Source organism: Maricaulis maris (assembly GCF_003634045.1).
GTDB classification, from domain to species: Bacteria; Pseudomonadota; Alphaproteobacteria; order Caulobacterales; family Maricaulaceae; genus Maricaulis; species Maricaulis maris.
The window spans coordinates 136,042-152,014 of record NZ_RBIM01000003.1 but is presented as its reverse complement, the minus strand read 5'-3'; the positions used below and the strand labels follow the sequence as shown (position 1 = coordinate 152,014).

14 protein-coding genes are annotated in these 15,973 nt (G+C 63.2%); 8 read left to right on the top strand and 6 right to left on the bottom strand.

Annotation, left to right across the window (positions count from 1 at the left end):
* Nucleotides 1-3 precede the first annotated feature (3 nt).
* Entirely contained in the window at nt 4-732 is a 729-nt protein-coding gene (locus C7435_RS06705) for a MotE family protein (protein WP_075190484.1), read from the top strand.
* Nucleotides 716-4,147 (top strand): tetratricopeptide repeat protein, encoded by a 3,432-nt coding sequence (locus C7435_RS06700; RefSeq protein WP_121210524.1) that lies wholly within the window; start codon nt 716-718, stop codon nt 4,145-4,147. Before C7435_RS06705 ends, C7435_RS06700 begins: the two co-directional genes overlap by 17 nt.
* Before the next feature lies 1 nt (nt 4,148).
* Here C7435_RS06700 and C7435_RS06695 read toward each other — a convergent pair whose 3' ends face one another.
* From C7435_RS06695 to C7435_RS06685, 3 genes are read right to left on the bottom strand one after another with little or no spacing between them, the layout of a single operon-like run.
* Nucleotides 4,149-4,571 (bottom strand): hypothetical protein, encoded by a 423-nt coding sequence (locus C7435_RS06695; protein ID WP_075190486.1) that lies wholly within the window; start codon nt 4,569-4,571, stop codon nt 4,149-4,151.
* Between the two features lie 55 nt (nt 4,572-4,626).
* Nucleotides 4,627-5,382 carry a flagellar type III secretion system pore protein FliP gene (gene fliP, locus C7435_RS06690; RefSeq protein ID WP_121210523.1) on the bottom strand — a complete coding sequence of 252 codons (756 nt, stop codon included), beginning with the start codon at nt 5,380-5,382 and terminating at the stop codon, nt 4,627-4,629.
* The gene (locus tag C7435_RS06685) at nt 5,379-5,696 is read right to left on the bottom strand and encodes a flagellar biosynthetic protein FliO (protein ID WP_075190488.1); all 318 of its coding nucleotides are present in this window, start codon (nt 5,694-5,696) and stop codon (nt 5,379-5,381) included. The genes fliP and C7435_RS06685 overlap by 4 nt, the downstream gene beginning before the upstream one ends.
* 107 nt (nt 5,697-5,803) lie before the next feature.
* Between C7435_RS06685 and flgB the strand changes: the two genes are divergently transcribed.
* The 3 genes from flgB to fliE are packed head-to-tail and all read left to right on the top strand — an operon-like array spanning nt 5,804 to nt 7,032.
* Nucleotides 5,804-6,244, top strand: a complete 441-nt coding sequence (flgB, locus tag C7435_RS06680) for a flagellar basal body rod protein FlgB (RefSeq protein ID WP_075190489.1) — start codon at nt 5,804-5,806, stop codon at nt 6,242-6,244.
* Between the two features lie 9 nt (nt 6,245-6,253).
* The gene (flgC, locus tag C7435_RS06675) at nt 6,254-6,667 is read left to right on the top strand and encodes a flagellar basal body rod protein FlgC (protein WP_075190490.1); all 414 of its coding nucleotides are present in this window, start codon (nt 6,254-6,256) and stop codon (nt 6,665-6,667) included.
* Nucleotides 6,668-6,711: 44 nt separating this feature from the next.
* Complete coding sequence (gene fliE / locus C7435_RS06670; protein ID WP_075190491.1) at nt 6,712-7,032, top strand: flagellar hook-basal body complex protein FliE; 321 nt, start codon at nt 6,712-6,714, stop codon at nt 7,030-7,032.
* Nucleotides 7,033-7,863: 831 nt separating this feature from the next.
* Here the strand turns inward: fliE and C7435_RS06665 are convergent.
* The 3 genes from C7435_RS06665 to C7435_RS06655 all read right to left on the bottom strand — a co-directional run bounded on the left by C7435_RS06665 (nt 7,864) and on the right by C7435_RS06655 (nt 13,729).
* Nucleotides 7,864-9,753: a DUF885 domain-containing protein gene (locus tag C7435_RS06665; RefSeq protein ID WP_121210522.1), complete on the bottom strand. Its 1,890-nt coding sequence runs from the start codon at nt 9,751-9,753 to the stop codon at nt 7,864-7,866.
* Nucleotides 9,754-9,773: 20 nt separating this feature from the next.
* The gene (locus C7435_RS06660; protein WP_121210521.1) at nt 9,774-11,672 is read right to left on the bottom strand and encodes a DUF885 domain-containing protein; all 1,899 of its coding nucleotides are present in this window, start codon (nt 11,670-11,672) and stop codon (nt 9,774-9,776) included.
* Between the two features lie 167 nt (nt 11,673-11,839).
* Complete coding sequence (locus tag C7435_RS06655) at nt 11,840-13,729, bottom strand: DUF885 domain-containing protein (protein WP_075190494.1); 1,890 nt, start codon at nt 13,727-13,729, stop codon at nt 11,840-11,842.
* A gap of 110 nt (nt 13,730-13,839) precedes the next feature.
* On the opposite strand from C7435_RS06655, the gene fliQ reads away from it, so the two are divergent.
* Genes fliQ through flhB form a run of 3 tightly spaced genes read left to right on the top strand, consistent with a single transcriptional unit; the run spans nt 13,840 to nt 15,958 of the window.
* A complete protein-coding gene (gene fliQ, locus C7435_RS06650) occupies nt 13,840-14,103 on the top strand; it encodes a flagellar biosynthesis protein FliQ (protein WP_075190495.1) in 264 nt (87 codons plus the stop codon).
* Nucleotides 14,100-14,852: a flagellar biosynthetic protein FliR gene (gene fliR, locus C7435_RS06645; RefSeq protein ID WP_075190496.1), complete on the top strand. Its 753-nt coding sequence runs from the start codon at nt 14,100-14,102 to the stop codon at nt 14,850-14,852. Before fliQ ends, fliR begins: the two co-directional genes overlap by 4 nt.
* Before the next feature lie 14 nt (nt 14,853-14,866).
* The gene (gene flhB / locus C7435_RS06640) at nt 14,867-15,958 is read left to right on the top strand and encodes a flagellar biosynthesis protein FlhB (protein ID WP_121210520.1); all 1,092 of its coding nucleotides are present in this window, start codon (nt 14,867-14,869) and stop codon (nt 15,956-15,958) included.
* Nucleotides 15,959-15,973 lie beyond the last annotated feature (15 nt).

The following is a 15,973-nucleotide window of genomic DNA, read 5'->3' as shown; positions in this document are numbered from 1 at the left end:
GCCATGCGCGAGCCCCTTCGCTTTCTCACCGTGCTCGCCGTCCTGATGGGCGGTCTGCTGGGCCTGAAAACCCTGTCGATCGCCAATGGCGCCGCCGATTGGTGGGAAGCCCAGGGCAGTGCCATGGCGGCCGTCGCCGTGACCCGCGGGGCCGAGGACGAAGACGAGACCCAGGCCGACGCGCCGATCATGCCGGCCGAACATGCCGTGCAGGCGCCGATCGAGCCGACACCGAGCGCGTCCGACGTCTCTGCCGCCTTCGCCGAGCGCATCGCCAGCGGTGTCCGCACTGCCGAGGAAGAGCGCGTCATCTACCGTCTGCGCGAGCGCTCGACCGAGCTTGATGCGCGCGAACGTGAGCTGGAAACCCGTGAAGCGCTGATGCTGGCCATGGAACAGCGCGTCGACACCAAGATCACCGAGCTCAACGAGCTGCGCACCCAGGTCGAAAGCCTGGCCGGCGAACTCTCCGAGCGCGAGGACGAGGACATGGCGGTCATCGTGGCCTGGTATTCGGCGATGGAACCGCGTGACGCCTCCGAGCGGATCGCGACCCTCGACATGGAAACCCAGCTGCAGATCGCCTCGCGCATGTCGCAACGGGTCTTCGGGGCCATCCTGGCCGAGATGAATACGGGCGCGGCTGCCGCGCTGACCGAGCGCATGGCGAGCCGGTCCAACCTGCCGGAAACCGTTGCCGAGCTGGAGGCGCGGATTGCCGAAGGCGGCTAGACATATTGGCTGTCTGGCCGGGAGCCTTGTTCCGCTTCTCCTGGCCTCGACCGCGCTGGCGCAGACGCCGGCCACGCTGAGTGTCGAGCGCGGCGATAATGCCCTGCGCCTTGTGATCGACTATGAGGACAGCGTTGGCGACAATCTCCCGACCGCCGATATCAGCGTTGAACATACCGTCCTGATTGCCCGTCTCAGTGAACCGCTTGATGCCGATGTGTCGCGCTTGGTCGGGGATTTGTCCGGCCTGGCGGCCCGGGCCCGGCTTGATCCGGACGGGGCAACCCTGCGGATTGCCCTCAACCAGACGGTCGATGCCTATACCTCCGCCAGTTACGACCAGATCGCGATTGATTTCGTGCCGGTCGGTGGCCGTCGTCCGGACGCTATCGTGTCGCCGCGCGAAGCCCGCGAGGTCGAAGAGGCCCGGCTGGCCGCCGAACGCGCCGCCCTGCCGCCACCGCCGCCACCGCCCGCCGAGGCCCTGCCGGTCCGTCACCGGGTCGGGCAGGCGACCGAATATACCCGCATTGAACTCATGTGGCCGCGCGAGGTCGGGTTCCAGCTGAGCCAGACTGGCAACAGCGCCGAGGTTCGTTTCGACGCGCCGGCGGAGATCGATCTCAGCCGCGTCTCCGGTTCGCCGCCGCGTTTTCTCAACCGGCTCACGACGCGCCGTGAAGGCGATGAATTCGTGCTCGGCCTGGTGGTCGAGCCGGGTGTCCAGGTCCGCGCCTGGGGTGAGGATGGCCGGGTCGTGATCGATCTGCCCGATCCCGCCTATGTCGATGCGGCGACCCTGCTGGCCGAACTCGGCGACGCGTCGGATGCCGCGGCCACCAATCGCGCCACCGCCGACGAAGATGCCGACCAAGATGCCCCCCAAGATAGCGACGAAGGCACCGTCGCCGCACCGACGCGCACGCCGTCCACGCCCGCGCCTGTGCAAGTCGCTGACAATCAAGCGGAAAACACCAATATCACGGACGCAGCGCCGACCGGTCCGACGCGGTTGCAAAACCCGGAGCCCGGCGCCGATCCGGTGCCCGAGGGCGGCGTTGTTCGAGCGGAAGTGTCTGATTTCAATGGTGACCTGCGCATCGAGTTCGACTGGGCAGCGCCCCTCGGCATGGCCGTATTCCGCCGCGGAGACGCCATTTGGGTCGTCTTCGACACCGCCGCCCAACTCGACCTCCGCGAACTCGACGGCACCAATGGTCGCCATGTCAGCGGTCATACCGGTATCAATAGCCAAGACTTTGTTGCCGCTCGCATAATCGCTCCATCGACCTCCCAGGCCGAGGCCCGTCTGGACGGCAATCGCTGGACAGTCGTCCTCTCAGAACGCATCGCCTCGCCACCCCGCCCGATCATCGTCCGCCGCGATGCCCGTCGCGACCGGCCGGGCCGGATACTGATGGACATGGCCAGTGCGAATGCGATCCGCTGGGTTGATGATCCTGTTGTCGGTGACCGCATTGGTGTGATCACGGCGATGGGGCCCGTCCAGGGCCTGACCGCGCGCCGGGACTTTGTTGGCGGGGCCTTGCTGCCAAGCGCCCAGGGCGGTGCCGTGCAAGCCATTGCCGAGGATATCGAGATCGAGTTGATCGGCGCCGGTGTCGCCATCAGCCGGCCCAGCGGGCTCGACCTGACGCCGACAGCGACCGCAGGCCGCAATGCCGCCGACGGTTCCGTCCTGTCCAATATTTCCTCGCCGGCGCTGATGTATTTCGACGCCTGGCGCGGCGCCGGCACCTTTCCCGACGAGTGGTCGGCGCGCCTGCGCCGAGCGGCCCTGGAAGACGGCACGGACGGGCAGCTTGCCCTGGCCCGTTTCCTGTTGGCACGCGATCTGGCGCCGGAAGCGCTCGGCATGGTCGAGCTGGCACTGGATGCCGAACCCGAGCTCGTCAATGATCCGCATGTCCGCGCCCTGCAAGGCGTTGCCAGCTACCGGATGCACCGGCTCGACGATGCCGAGACCTTCCTCGCCCATGCCGGCCTGGCCCAGGACGTGGCTGCCGATCTGTGGCGCGCCATGATCGCGGTCGAGGAGGAGCGCTGGGCGGATGCCCGCCGGCGTTTCAACACGGGCGCCTCGACAATCTATTACTACCAGCCGGAATGGCAGGCGCGGTTCAATGTGGCCCAGGCGTTGACGGCGCTCGAGCTGGGCGACACGGCGGCGGCCCAGAGCCATCTCTATGATGTGGAGTCCGGCGAGCCGGACCGACATACCCAGCTCGATGCCAATTATGTCGCCGCCCGCCTGTCCGAGGCCCGCGGTGATCTTGATGACGCCATCGAGCGGTTGACCGATCTGGCGGCCTCGGGTGACCCCGAGGCTGAGGCCCGCGCCCTGTTTGACCTTTACCGCCTGCAGCTGGCCGACGGTCGGCTCAGCCGCGACGAAGCCATTGAGAGCCTGGAAAACCTGCGCTTTCGTTGGCGCGGCGACACGATCGAGCTGGAAACCGTCCGCACGTTGGGTGAACTTTATGTCCAGGCGGGTGATTTCGCCGGCGGACTGGAAACCATGGCGACGGCCCAGGCCCGCTTCCCGGGCACCGAGGCCGGTCGCCGGATCGGTGAGGACATGGTGTCGATCTTCCGCCGTCTTTTCCTGGACGGCGAGGCGGATCGCATGGACCCGGTCGAAGCGGTCGCGATCTTCTATCAATACCAGCACCTGGCGCCGATCGGTGCGGATGGCGACCGCATGATCCGTCGCCTGGCCGACCGCTTGATTGCATTTGACCTGCTCGATCCGGCATCGGAACTCCTGCAGCACCAGGTCGACAATCGCCTGCGTGAACCGCTGGCCCGCGCCCGTGTCGCGACGGATCTCGCCATCGTCTACCTGATGGACCGTCGCTATGAGGACGCCCTCAACACGATCCGGCGTTCGCGCATTGCCGGCCTTCCCGAAGAGCTGGTCGATGAGCGCTATCTTCTTGAGGCTCGTGCCCTGTCTGAGCTGGGGCGATCGGATCAAGCGCTTGAGCTGATCGCGTCCGACCGGTCCGACGCCGCCAACCGGCTCCGCGCCGATGTGGCATGGAACGAGCGCGACTGGGGCAATGCCGGTCGGCGTCTGGAAGGCATTCTGGATACGCGTTTCAATGATCCCAGCCCGCTGGTGCCGACCGAGGAAGACGATCTCCTGCGGGCCGCCATCGCCTACAGCCTGGCGCGCGACGCCACCAGCGCCGTCCGTCTCGGCGAGCGTTATGGCGAAGCCATGGCCGAGACCGACCACGCCGCCGCCTTCCGCCTTTTGACCAATGACGATGCCACGCCGGGCAATGTCCGCTTCACCGACATGGCGTCCCGCATCGCCTCGATCGACACGCTGGACGCCTTCATGGAACCCTTCCGGGCGCGTTTCGTGAATGGTGGCGGGCCGAGCTAGGTCAATCCCGCGATACGGCAGGTCGATCGTGCCAAAACAGGTAGATCAGCTGGAGCAGGCAAATAGCTTCAAAGATCAAGGATATCAATCCATTCACATCTATGAAGCTGAAGCCATCCAGTCCGGCAACGATCCAGTCTATTTTGTAAAGCACTACCGCCACGGCATATGTTGGCAGGTATTGCCGGTTGCGCCGGATCAGCAAAACCAAAGTTCCGAGCGTCAACAAAACGGCCGTGTAGAACGAAACTTGCTGAACAATCCCGACGGATTGAACGAACTGGATCATTTCGGGTGAGAACCAGGCATGACTGGCGCTGGTCGTCCGTATCAGGAGTTCCGCACCCCACCAGTAACCCGTATAAAGCAATTGTCCGATCAGGATGACCAGCGCGATCAATCTCGGCGCGTTGTGAACTAGCATGGTGCGCTTGATCTTCGTTGCTCAACAACAAGTTGAGACGACTGATGGCAAGCGGTCAATTCAACGTCCCGAAACTCTGCACCAGCGATCCGGTCACCAGTCGCCAGCCGTCCACAAGCACGAAAAAGATCAGCTTGAAGGGCAGGGAGATCACGATAGGGGGCAGCATCATCATGCCCATCGACATCAGGATCGAGGCCACGACGAGGTCGATGATCAGGAAGGGGATGAAGAGCAGGAAGCCGATCTCGAAGGCGCGGCGCAGTTCGGAGATCATGAAGGCCGGTGCGACGATCCAGAAATCGGTCTCTTCCGGTGTTTCGGGCACGGACTGTTGCGACATGTCGATGAAGAGGGCGAGATCGTCCTCGCGGACATGGCTGAGCATGAAAGTCTTCAAGGGCCCGGTCGACAGGTCGAAGGCCTCGGTCAGCTCGATCTCTTCCTCCAGCAGCGGCTGGATGCCTTGTTCGTAGGACTCGGTGAACACCGGCGCCATGATGAAGCCGGTCAGGAAGATGGCCAGTGACACCAGAACGGCATTGGGCGGGCTTTGTTGCAGGCCGAGTCCGGTCCGCAGCAGCGACAGCACCACGATGATGCGCACAAAACTGGTCGTCATGATGACGATGGAGGGCGCGATCGACAGGACGGTCAGCAAGGCAATGAGCTGCAGCACGCGTTCGGTCAGAGCGCCTTCCTGCCCCGCGTCGATGGTGACGGTCTGGGCGTCGGCCTGGAAACCGGCCAGCGTGATCAGGCCGAGCAGGAACAGGCTGAGGCAGGTCCAGAAGCCTTTGCGGGCACTCATGCGGGCCGCTCCATCTTGAGAGGTTCCGGCTTGGCGGGGCCGGTCGACAACACCGTTTCCCGTTCCGCCCCCATCAACACGATATGCTCCTGATCGTCGGCCTGGAGGATGACAAGTCGCCGGCGCGGGTCGATGACCAGGGTTTCACGGACTTTCAGGCGTCGGACCTGACCGCCCAATTGGCGCAAGCCGGTCATCTGCTGCAACAGCCAACCCTTCTGGACGGCATAGCCGAACAGGCCGAGGCCACCCAGCAGGACCACCAGAATGGCGATCGCGAACAGGTAGCTGGTCCAGTTGACGATATCGGACATCGCGGCGCGGCCTCATAAACAATAACCATGGTCTGGGGTGCTGCGGTTAAGTCGGCGTTAACCGTGCGCGACCACCTTCATTCATAACCGAGAAAGGGGATTCGCGCATGCGACCCGATGACGTGCCGGTCCTGGCGCTGCTTCGACAATCGATGAGTTTTCACGCGGATCGCCAACAGGTGATCGCGGAAAACATCGCGAACGCGAATACGCCGGGCTACACGCCGCGGGACCTGGACGAGTCCGACTTTCATGCGGCGCTGCGCTCGCAGATGAGCGGCGGTTCGTCGGCGCCGCGTGGAGCCGTCGGGCTGACCACGACGAATGCCGGCCACATCCCGGCCTCGAGCACGGGCGCGGGTGCCTCGGAAAACTGGGAGCCGGTCGACAGTCCGGACTCCGAAACGACAGTGAACGGGAATTCGGTCGTACTCGAAGAACAGATGGTCCGGGCCCAGGAAAACCGGATGCGCTATGAGAGCGCGCTGACCCTTTACCAGAAAAGCCTTGGCTTGCTGCGCACGGCAATCCGTGCGCCGGGCCGATAGGAGTGACCGATGGGTAATGCCTCAGACGCGATGCAGATTTCCGCTTTCGGCATGCGGGCGCAAGCCGCCCGGATGCGGATCATCTCGGAGAATATCGCCAACGCCGATTCCACCGCCCGCGAGCCGGGTGGCGACCCCTATCGTCGCCAGGTACCCGTGTTCGAGGCTGAACTTGACCGTGCCACCGGCCTCAATGCCGTGCGCATGACCGATGTGGCGCATGACCAGAGTGAATTCACGCTGGAATATGATCCCGGTCACCCGGCCGCCAATGCCGAAGGCTATGTCCAATACTCCAACGTGCAGACGCTGGTGGAGATGATGGATATGCGCGAAGCGATGCGGACGTACGAAGCCAATCTCAACATGATCGAGAACGCCCGCCGCATGCAGGAGCGGGCGCTTGATCTCCTGCGCCGCTAGAACAGCACACGCGCACGCCAGAACCAGGATGAAGGACAAAGTCCATGGCCGCTGATCTTTCCGCCGTACAGGCCTATCAGGCCGCAATCCGCACCGCCCAGCAATCGGCGATGGGGTCGGGCCAGGACGCTGCTGCGTCCGGCGCCGGCATTGATTTTGGCTCACTGGTCTCAACCGCCATCGCGGACACCAGCCAGTCGCTGGGCGCGGCCGAGCAGATGACGGCCGCCGGTGCCGCCGGCGAAGCCGAGCTGATCGATGTCGTCACCGCCGTTTCGGCGGCCGAAATATCGCTGGAAACCGTCGTCGCCGTGCGCGATGAGGTGGTGAAGGCCTACCAGGAAATCCTGCGCATGCCGATCTGACGGCAAGGCCTTGTCGCAATGCTGAAAAGCCCCGGTCCAGGCCGGGGCTTTTTCGTGTCTGGGTGGGGCGTTGGGGGGCAAGGTCGCACCACCCTATATTTTTCCCGGAGGCGCACAGCGCCATCCGGGATTGACGGGAACCGCATCGCTTGCCGGAGGGTTTCGTCGGTCCCGGCTCTCCGCCCCGCTTTTGCGGGGCTCCGGCCGGGAAAAATGTGTTTGGATTTGCGGGGGCTGTGGAGGCAAGGCGGAGAAACGCGCCGCTTATCCCCGCCCTGCGCCTCAAAAACCGTCATCCTGACGAAAGTCAGGACCCAGCCTCGCAGGCCCGATTTCACCAAGTTTGGCAACAGCTTGCGTCGCAGACTGGGTCCCGGCGTGCGCCGGGATGACGGTGTGTGGGGTGGAAATAATCACAAAACTTATCCGCACCCCCTCGGCCATGCCCGATAATACCCTCGGTTTTCGGGACGGGAGGCGCGGGCCCTGTCACTTGCGCCCGGAAGCGAGCGGAGCCTGTCCGCGTCTCGGGGGTGACAACCCGAAACTCCGGCAGGGCGTGCGATCAGGTCGCGGGGCACTAAACGACCGACCCCATCTACCAGACGCATTGGAATCGGTCCGGAGACGGTCCGAGAAATCTCCGCGAACGGGATGTCGGCGATGTCACGTTTTCAAATCAAACCGGTTATCGGCATTGGCCGACATCCCGTTCTCCTCCCATCTCTCCGGCGTGAAAGCGTGCGGAGCGAAAGGGCATGTGATTGCAACACATGAAAAAGGCCCCCGGCTGTGCGCCAGGGGCCTTGTCCCGTCAGATCAGGTTTCGCGTCAGTCCTGCGCGTCCTCGATCCAGGCATTCACCCGTTCTTCCAGCACCGACATTGGCATGGCGCCCTGGGTCAGCACCACATCGTGGAAGTCGCGGATGTCATAGGCTTCGCCCAGCGCCTCTTCGGCGACACCGCGCAGGCGCAGGATTTCCAGCATGCCGATCTTGTAGGCCGTGGCTTGGCCCGGATAGACGATATAGCGGTCGATGGCCGCAATATTGTCGCCGACCGGGTTGGGCGTGTTTTCGGTGAGATAGTCGATCGCCTCTTGGCGCGTCCATTGGTGATAGTGCAGGCCGGTATCGACGACCAGGCGACAGGCGCGCCACAGCTCCATCGCAAGGCGACCGAAGTCGGAATAGGGGTCGGAATAGAAGCCGTATTCGACCGGCAGGTATTCGGTGTAGAGACCCCAGCCCTCGGTGTAGGCGGTGTAGCCACCAAAGCGGCGGAAGGCCGGCACGCCTTCCAGCTCCTGCATGATCGCCAGCTGCATGTGATGGCCCGGGCTGCCTTCATGATAGGCGAGGGCTTCCATCTGATAGGTCGGCATCAGCGACATGTCGCGCAGGTTGGCATAGTAGACGCCGGGGCGTGAGCCATTCGGCGCCGGACGCTGGTAGAAGGCCTTTCCGGCGCTGTCCTGACGGAAAATTTCAACACGGCGAACCTCCAATTCGGCGCGCGGGAAGGTGTTGAACATTTGCGGCAGCGTCTCGGTCATCGTGTCGATCAACGCGGTCGCGTCGGCGAGATAATCGGCCCGGCCCTCATCCGTATTGGGGTAGTAGAACTGCTCGTCGGTGCGCATGAATTCGAAGAATTCCTGCAGCGAACCCTCATAGCCGACCTGTTCCATGATGCCGCGCATCTCGTCATGAATGCGGGCCACCTCGGCGACGCCGAGCTGGTGGATCTCTTCGGCCGAGAGATCCATCGTCGTATAGCCATTGAGCAGGTAGTTGTAGAACTCGCCGCCATCGGGATGCTTCCACACGCCGTCATCATTGGTGGCCATTTGTGCCTGTTCCTCGAACAGGGCGATGACGCGCTCATAGGCGGGCGCGACAGCCTCGGTGAGGGCGGCTTCGGCTTCACTGACCAGGCGGGCCTGCTCGGCCTCGTCCAGTCCCAGCGCTTCGACCTTGCCGGTGAAGTCGGCGAGGATCGGGCTGGCATCGCCGTCATCAAACGGCGCGCCGGTGATGATGTTGCGGGCCGTCGCGATCATCGGCTCATAGGTCCACAGCGGCGTCAGCACACCGAGTTCGGCCGAGCGGCGCGAATTGGCGATGTTCTGGTCCATATAGGTCGGCAGATTACGCAGGCGACCGATATAGGCCTGCGCATCCTCGACCGTGTCGACGCGGTGATTGTTGATCAGGAAGGAGGCCGCATTCATGTGCGGCCCGGACCGCGGCGTGAAGGTGTAGCCGTGATCGAGCCAGCGCTGGCCTTCGGCGGCGCGTTCGCCATTGTATTCAAACAGGCGCCAGGACAGTTGCGCGCTATCGTCGAGCGCGTCGAAGTCGAAGGTTTCGCGCATATGGGCCAGGTCGGCCTGGCCGATCTCATAGCTTTCCAGGGCGAATTCGGGCGAGGCGTCGGACCATTGGTCGTAATTCGTCTTCATGCCGAGGAAGGTCTGGGTCATCGGCGAGCGCGCGACATTGCGATCGAAGACTTCCTGGAACCAGGCATTGAGGCGGTCGGACTCGGTCTCTTCGCCAGCGGTTTCCGCGACCTCGGTGGCGGCGTCTTCACCGGCCATTTCGGTGGCTGCGCCGGTCTCGGCAGGCGTCTCGACGACAGCCTCGTCCTCGGTCGCGTTGCAGGCGGTCAGCAGGGCCAGGGCGGAGACGCCGGCGGCCAGGTGGAACATGCGCATTGTATTACCCCTCTTGAGTTCTATTCGGCCGTTTCGGCCCGGTTATCATCGACATAATCATTGACCAGCTCGGTCAGCACGGCGAGTGGCAGCGATCCGTTGGTCAGCACGACATCATGGAATTCGCCATAGTCAAAGGCGTCGCCCAGTTCGGCCTGGGCGAAGTCGCGCAATTGCCGGATCCGCATCTGGCCGGTCTTGTAGGAGGTCGCCTGTCCCGGCCAGACGATATAGCGCTCCACCTCGCGGGTGATCTCCTCCTCGGTGAAGGAGGTGTTCTCGGTGAGATAGTCGATGGCGTCCTGGCGGCTCCATTGCAGGGCATGGATGCCGGTATCGACGACCAGCCGGCCGGCGCGCCAGAGCTCGTAGGCGAGGCGGCCGAAATCCTGGTAGGGGTCGGTGAACATCCCCATATCCTTGCCCAGGCTTTCGGCATAGAGCGCCCAGCCTTCCCCGAAGGCGGACAGGTACAGGAAGCGCTGGAACATCGGCGTGCCTTCCTGTTCCTGCGCCAGGGTCAGCTGGAAATGGTGGCCGGGAATGCCTTCGTGATAGGCCAGTGTCTCCATTTGGTAGATCGGCAGGTTCCGCATGTTCAGGGTGTTGGCATAATAGATGCCGGGCCGCGAACCATCGAGCGCGCCGGTATTGTAGAAGGCGGTCGGCGATCCGGCGGCGCGATAGGGCTCGACTTCACGCACCACCATCTCGCCTTGCGGCAAGGTGTCGAAATAGTCCGGGATCACGTCGCGAACGCGGTCGAACACGTCTGAAACTTCAGCGATGTAGCGCGCGCGGCCTTCATCGGTGGACGGGTAGTAGAATTGCTCGTCGGTGCGCATGAATTCGAAGAAGTCCTGTAAGGAACCCTCGAAGCCGACCTCATCCATGATGCCGCGCATCTCGCCATGGATGCGCTCGATCTCGGCCAGGCCGGTATCATGCACTTCCTGCGGTGACAGGTCGGGCAAAGTTGTGAAGGCGGCGAGCTGGCTTTCGTAATAAGCTTCGCCGCGCGGCAGTTTCCAAGCGCCGTCACGGTCATCTGTCATCTGTTCGTGGCGCTCGAACATGGCGATCAGACGCTCATAGGCCGGACCGACGACATCGGTCAGGGCGGCTGTGCCGCGGGCGATCAGGTCGGCCCTGGCTTCATCATCAATCTCCAGCGCATTCACCTTGGCGGTGAAATCGGCCAGCAGGGGAGAGACGGCGTCACTGTCGTCAAACGGCGCACCGGTGATCACGGCCCGGGTATTGCCGGTCAGATAGTCGAAGGCGAAGCGCGGCGGCATGACGCCGGCCTCGGCGCGCCCGTCGGCGCGTGCGATGAGGAGGTCGAAGACCGGTCCGATCCCGTTGAGACGCGAGATATAGGCCTCGGCATGATCGGCGGTGTCGACCCGGTGTTGGCCGATCAGGGTCGACGGCATGCCGGTATGCGGCCCGAACATCTGGGTGAAGACATAGGTCTGATCACGGAATTCATATTGGCGGATGCCGGTTTCCTGCAGGTATTCAAAGACCCGCCAGGAGACACGGGCGTCGCGGTCCAGCGCGTCAAAGTCGAAGGTCTCGCGCATGTGGGCGAGACGCTCGATCCGGCGTTGCTGAGCAGCGTCTGCCGCGGCATCGCTGACATCATCCCAGCGGCCGTAGGCGTCGAGGTCGTCAATCCGGCCAAGGCCCGTTTGTTGTTGCGGCGAACGGGCGAGATCGGCTTCGAACAGCTCGGCATACCAGGCGTAGAGGCGTTCGCTCTCGGTCTGCTCGGTTGCGGCTGTGGTGGTCGCGCTGGTTGTCGCGGGCGCAGCGGTCTCGCCCGCCACAGTGTCGCTACCGGGTTCCTGCGGCGAGCAGGCGGCGATCAGGGCCGCCATGGATGCGCTGGCAAGCCAGGTTGAAAGCTTGGTCATGTTGATCTCCCCGAGTGCGCCCGGTCTCTCTCCCAGACCAGACGGACCCTCGTCAAAAGCAATCCAGCCGCCGCACCAAGTTTGGTGCGGCGGCTGATGAAACGAGCCGGCGGCAGAATAGCCCGCCGTCTGCCCGGCCTGTCAAACCACAAGCGCGTCAGGCGCGCCTACTCGGCCAGTTTGTGGGCGATCCAGGCGTCGACCAGCTCCTCGAGCAAGGTCAGCGGGATCGAGCCATTGGTCAGCACGATATCGTGGAATTCGCCATAGCTGAAATCATCGCCCAGCTGGTCCATGGCGCGCTGGCGCAGATCGAGAATGGTGAGCATGCCGACCTTGTAGGACACCGCCTGACCGGGCCAGACCATGTAGCGGCGGACCTCATTGGCGATATCGCCTTCCGGCATCGGCGTGGTCGCCAGCATGTAGTCGGCCGCCTCCTGCTCGGTCCATTGCAGGTGGTGGATGCCGGTATCGACGACCAGGCGCGCCGCCCGGAAGACCTCATAGGAGAGGCGTCCAAAATCCTGATAGGGGTCGGTGAAGAAGCCCATGTCCTTGCCGAGGTTTTCGGCATAGAGCGCCCAGCCTTCGCCATAGGCGGAATACCATTGCAGGCGCTGGAACATCGGCGCGTTCTCGAGTTCCTGGGCCAGCGAGGACTGGAAATGGTGACCCGGTGCGCCTTCGTGATAGGCGAGGGATTCCATCAAATAAGTCGGATTTTCGCGCATATTGGCGAGATTGACGTAATAGGCGCCCGGTCGAGTTCCATCGAGCGAACCGGATTCATAGAAGGCGCCGGTCGCGGTTGTGATGCGGTAGTCCTCGACCGCGCGGACCTCGAGCTCTGCCCGGGGCAGCTGACCGAAAAATTCCGGCGCGGCTTCGCTGATCTGATCGATCATCGCGGCGGACTCGGACAGGTAGCGCTGGCGGCCCTCATCGGAGTCTTCGTAGTAGAATTCGTCGCTGGTACGCAGGTGCTCGAAGAAGTCCTGCAGCGAGCCTTCAAAACCGACCGTCTCCATGATCTGGCGCATCTCGCCATGGATGCGTTCGACCTCGTCCAGACCGGTCTGGTGGATCTGGTCCGCCGTCATGTCCGTGCGGGTGGTGTAGTTCATCAGCTGGCTGCGATAAAAGGCCTCGCCGTCCGGCAGGGCCCAGGCGCCGTTATTGGCTTCGCCGGCCAATTCGCCATGGGCCTGCATTGTCGCAATCAGATGATCATAGGCCGGTCCGACGCTGGTCAGCAGGGCCGTTTCGGCGCGGTCGAGCAGGGCTTGGCGGGTGTCGTCGTCAATGTCGATCCCGGCCAGCTTGGTCTGGATATCGCCCCAGAGCGGCGAATCCTCGCCGCTATCGTCGAACGGGGCGCCGGTGATGAAGCGCTCGGCCGCTCCGATGATGATGGGATAGGCGAAAGCCGGAGCGATCACCCCCGCCTGCGCCCGGTCATCGGCCTGCTGCGTGTAGACATTGAGCACATCGCCCACTGTTTCCAGACGACTGAGATAGGCCTCGGCATGCTCGAGATTGTCGATCCGGTGATAGCCGATCAGCGTCGAAGCCAGGCCGGTATGCGGTCCGAAGAAGGACGAGAACACATAGTTGTGGTCCCAGAATTCGGACTGCTGGGCATTGTTCTCGTGGATGAATTCGGAGAAACGCCAGGTGACCTGAGCTTCCGGCGTCAGGGCGTCATAGTCGAAATTCTCGCGCATGTAGCGTTGCCGGTCGGCCGAGCGTTGCAGGCCGGCTCGGAAAGCCGCCTCGCTGGGATCGTCCCAACGGCCATAGGCATCGAGATCATCAATCATCCCGAGATAAGTTTTGCCGATCGGCGAGAACTCGATTTCGCTTTCGAACTCTTGCTGGAACCAGGCATACAAGCGCTCGGTTTCACTCTGCTCGCTCGCTGCGGTCGTATCGGTGCTGGTGTTCTCGACCTGGCTGGAGCCGGCCGCGGTCGTGGTTTCGGCTTCGTCGGCAGGCGTGCAGGCGGCCAGCAGGGCGAAGGCGCTCGCGCTGGCGAGCAGGGCTTGGATGCGCATATTGGGTGTCCCCGTTTACAAGAATTGACTATTTCTTAACGCCGCAAGGGCATGCGTAAATATAATTAACCGTAAGACCGATTCTCCCCGCACGTGCAGAGGCGAGACCCGTGACCGGACCTGAAGTCCTTGATTTTGCAAGAGAGGCCATCTGGCTGATGCTCGCCATGGCGGCGCCGATCATGTTGGTCGGCCTGGCTGTCGGCGTGACCATCGCCCTGTTTCAGGCCCTGACCCAGGTGCAGGAGATGACGCTGGTCTTCGTCCCAAAGATCATCGCCATCTTCATTGCCCTGCTGCTCTTTTTGCCCCTGATGGGGGGGCTGATGGCCGGCTTCATGACGATGATATTCGACCGGATCGCCAATCCATGATCCCGGAGCTTCCCGCGCTGGTTTATGCGGCCGGACTGGTCTTTGCCCGCCTTGGCGCGATCCTGATGCTGCTGCCGGGTTTTGGCGAACCCTCGATTCCCGTCCGCATCCGGCTCGCCTTCGCGCTTCTCCTGTGTCTGATCATGGGACCGATCATTGCGCCCTCGCTGCCGGCCATGCCGGCGCAGCCGCTGGCGATGGCCGGGATCGTGATGAGCGAGGTCATCACCGGCCTGATGATTGGGGCCGTGGCGCGGATATTCGTGTCGACGGCAGCTGTCGCCGGACAGGTGATCGGCATGCAGTCCGGTCTCGCCATGGCCCAGTCCTTCGACCCGTCCCAGGGCTCGCAAGGGGCCTTGATCGCGACCTTCCTGAACCTGACCTTCCTGCTCGTTCTGTTGGCGACCAATACGCATCACATGCTTTTGCAAATGGCGGTGAACTCCTACTCCCTGTTCGAGCCGGGCGTCATGCCGTCAATGGCCGACGCGGCCGAATGGGCATTGTCGGCCTTCTCCGATGCCTTCCGCATCGGGGTTCAGCTGGCCTCGCCGCTGATCCTCTATGGCTTGCTCTTCTATCTCGCCCTGGGTGTGCTTTCGCGTCTGATGCCGCAAGCGCAGATCTTCTTTATCGCCATGCCTTCGAATATCATGGTCGGCCTGTTCATCCTCACCATCTCGCTCGGCGCGATGAGTGCGGTCTGGCTGGAGCGCATGCAGCGCTTCGCCACGGACATGAACTGAAGGGCTGAGCGCAGATGGCCGAAGGCGAAGACGACAGCCAGAAAACCGAAGAACCGACCCAGCGGCGGCTGGATGACGCGCGCAAAAAGGGCGATGTCGCCAAGTCGCAGGAAATTCCCGGCTGGTTCATCCTGGCGGCGGGCCTGGCCTTGTTGAGCTTCATCTTTCCGCTGATGTCGCGGGCGCTGGCCGGGAATATGGAAGTCTTCTTCGAACAACCCCACCGCTTCGCGCTGGAGCCGGGCGCGATGATGACGCTGATGCGGAGCGTCGCTTGGCAGGTCGTCGCCGTGGTCGGCTTTCCGATTGCCTTGCTCGCCGTCGCCGGCTTTGCCGGTCACTATGTGCAACAGGGCCTGTTGTTCACGACCGAGAAGATCCAGCCCAAACTCGACAAACTCAATCCCATCGAGGGATTCAAGCGCAATTTCGGACCGCAGGGCGTCGCCAATTTTCTCAAGGGCGTCGGCAAGATGGCGTTGGTCGGTGTGGCCGCCTTCATCGTCATCTATCCCAAGCGTGAAATCCTGGCCGGCATGCCGACGCTGGATATCTCTGCGCTGCTGGTGCTGGTGCGCCAGGGCGCGATCGAGCTGCTGCTCGCAGCCCTGACGGTCTACGCCGTGATCGCCGGGCTCGATTATATCTTCCAGCGCCAGAGCTTCATGAAGCGCAACCGGATGTCGCGGCGCGAGATCAAGGACGAGATGAAGCAGTCCGAAGGCGATCCGCTGGTTCGCGCCAAGCTTCGTCAGCTGCGCCATGAGCGCGCCCAGCGGCGCATGATGACCAAGGTGCCCGACGCCACGGTCGTGGTGACCAACCCGACCCACTACGCCATCGCGCTTTATTATGTGCAGGGCGAGACGCCGGCGCCGGTCTGTGTCGCCAAGGGTGTTGACGAGGTCGCGTTGCGCATTCGCGAGGTCGCCGAGGAAAACGCGGTTCCCATTGTCGAAGACCCGCCGCTGGCCCGAGCGCTGCACGCCACCGCCGATCTCGATGAGGAAATTCCCACCGAACACTTCCAGGCCGTGGCCAAGGTTGTCGGCTATGTCCTGTCTATCGCCCAGGGACAACGCGCGCGTTATCGCCCGAGCGAGTAGACTTCCCCTTTGCAG

What these genes read in the sequence shown, in the direction of transcription:
- C7435_RS06685 (WP_075190488.1), bottom strand. Translation starts at nt 5,696, where the DNA reads ATGTCCGATATCGTCAACTGGACCAGCTACCTGTTCGCGATCGCCATT.
- fliP (WP_121210523.1), bottom strand. Translation starts at nt 5,382, where the DNA reads ATGAGTGCCCGCAAAGGCTTCTGGACCTGCCTCAGCCTGTTCCTGCTC.
- C7435_RS06695 (WP_075190486.1), bottom strand. Translation starts at nt 4,571, where the DNA reads ATGCTAGTTCACAACGCGCCGAGATTGATCGCGCTGGTCATCCTGATC.
- flgB (WP_075190489.1), top strand. Translation starts at nt 5,804, where the DNA reads ATGCGACCCGATGACGTGCCGGTCCTGGCGCTGCTTCGACAATCGATG.
- fliR (WP_075190496.1), top strand. Translation starts at nt 14,100, where the DNA reads ATGATCCCGGAGCTTCCCGCGCTGGTTTATGCGGCCGGACTGGTCTTT.
- fliE (WP_075190491.1), top strand. Translation starts at nt 6,712, where the DNA reads ATGGCCGCTGATCTTTCCGCCGTACAGGCCTATCAGGCCGCAATCCGC.
- C7435_RS06705 (WP_075190484.1), top strand. Translation starts at nt 4, where the DNA reads ATGCGCGAGCCCCTTCGCTTTCTCACCGTGCTCGCCGTCCTGATGGGC.
- C7435_RS06665 (WP_121210522.1), bottom strand. Translation starts at nt 9,753, where the DNA reads ATGCGCATGTTCCACCTGGCCGCCGGCGTCTCCGCCCTGGCCCTGCTG.
- C7435_RS06660 (WP_121210521.1), bottom strand. Translation starts at nt 11,672, where the DNA reads ATGACCAAGCTTTCAACCTGGCTTGCCAGCGCATCCATGGCGGCCCTG.
- flgC (WP_075190490.1), top strand. Translation starts at nt 6,254, where the DNA reads ATGGGTAATGCCTCAGACGCGATGCAGATTTCCGCTTTCGGCATGCGG.
- flhB (WP_121210520.1), top strand. Translation starts at nt 14,867, where the DNA reads ATGGCCGAAGGCGAAGACGACAGCCAGAAAACCGAAGAACCGACCCAG.
- C7435_RS06655 (WP_075190494.1), bottom strand. Translation starts at nt 13,729, where the DNA reads ATGCGCATCCAAGCCCTGCTCGCCAGCGCGAGCGCCTTCGCCCTGCTG.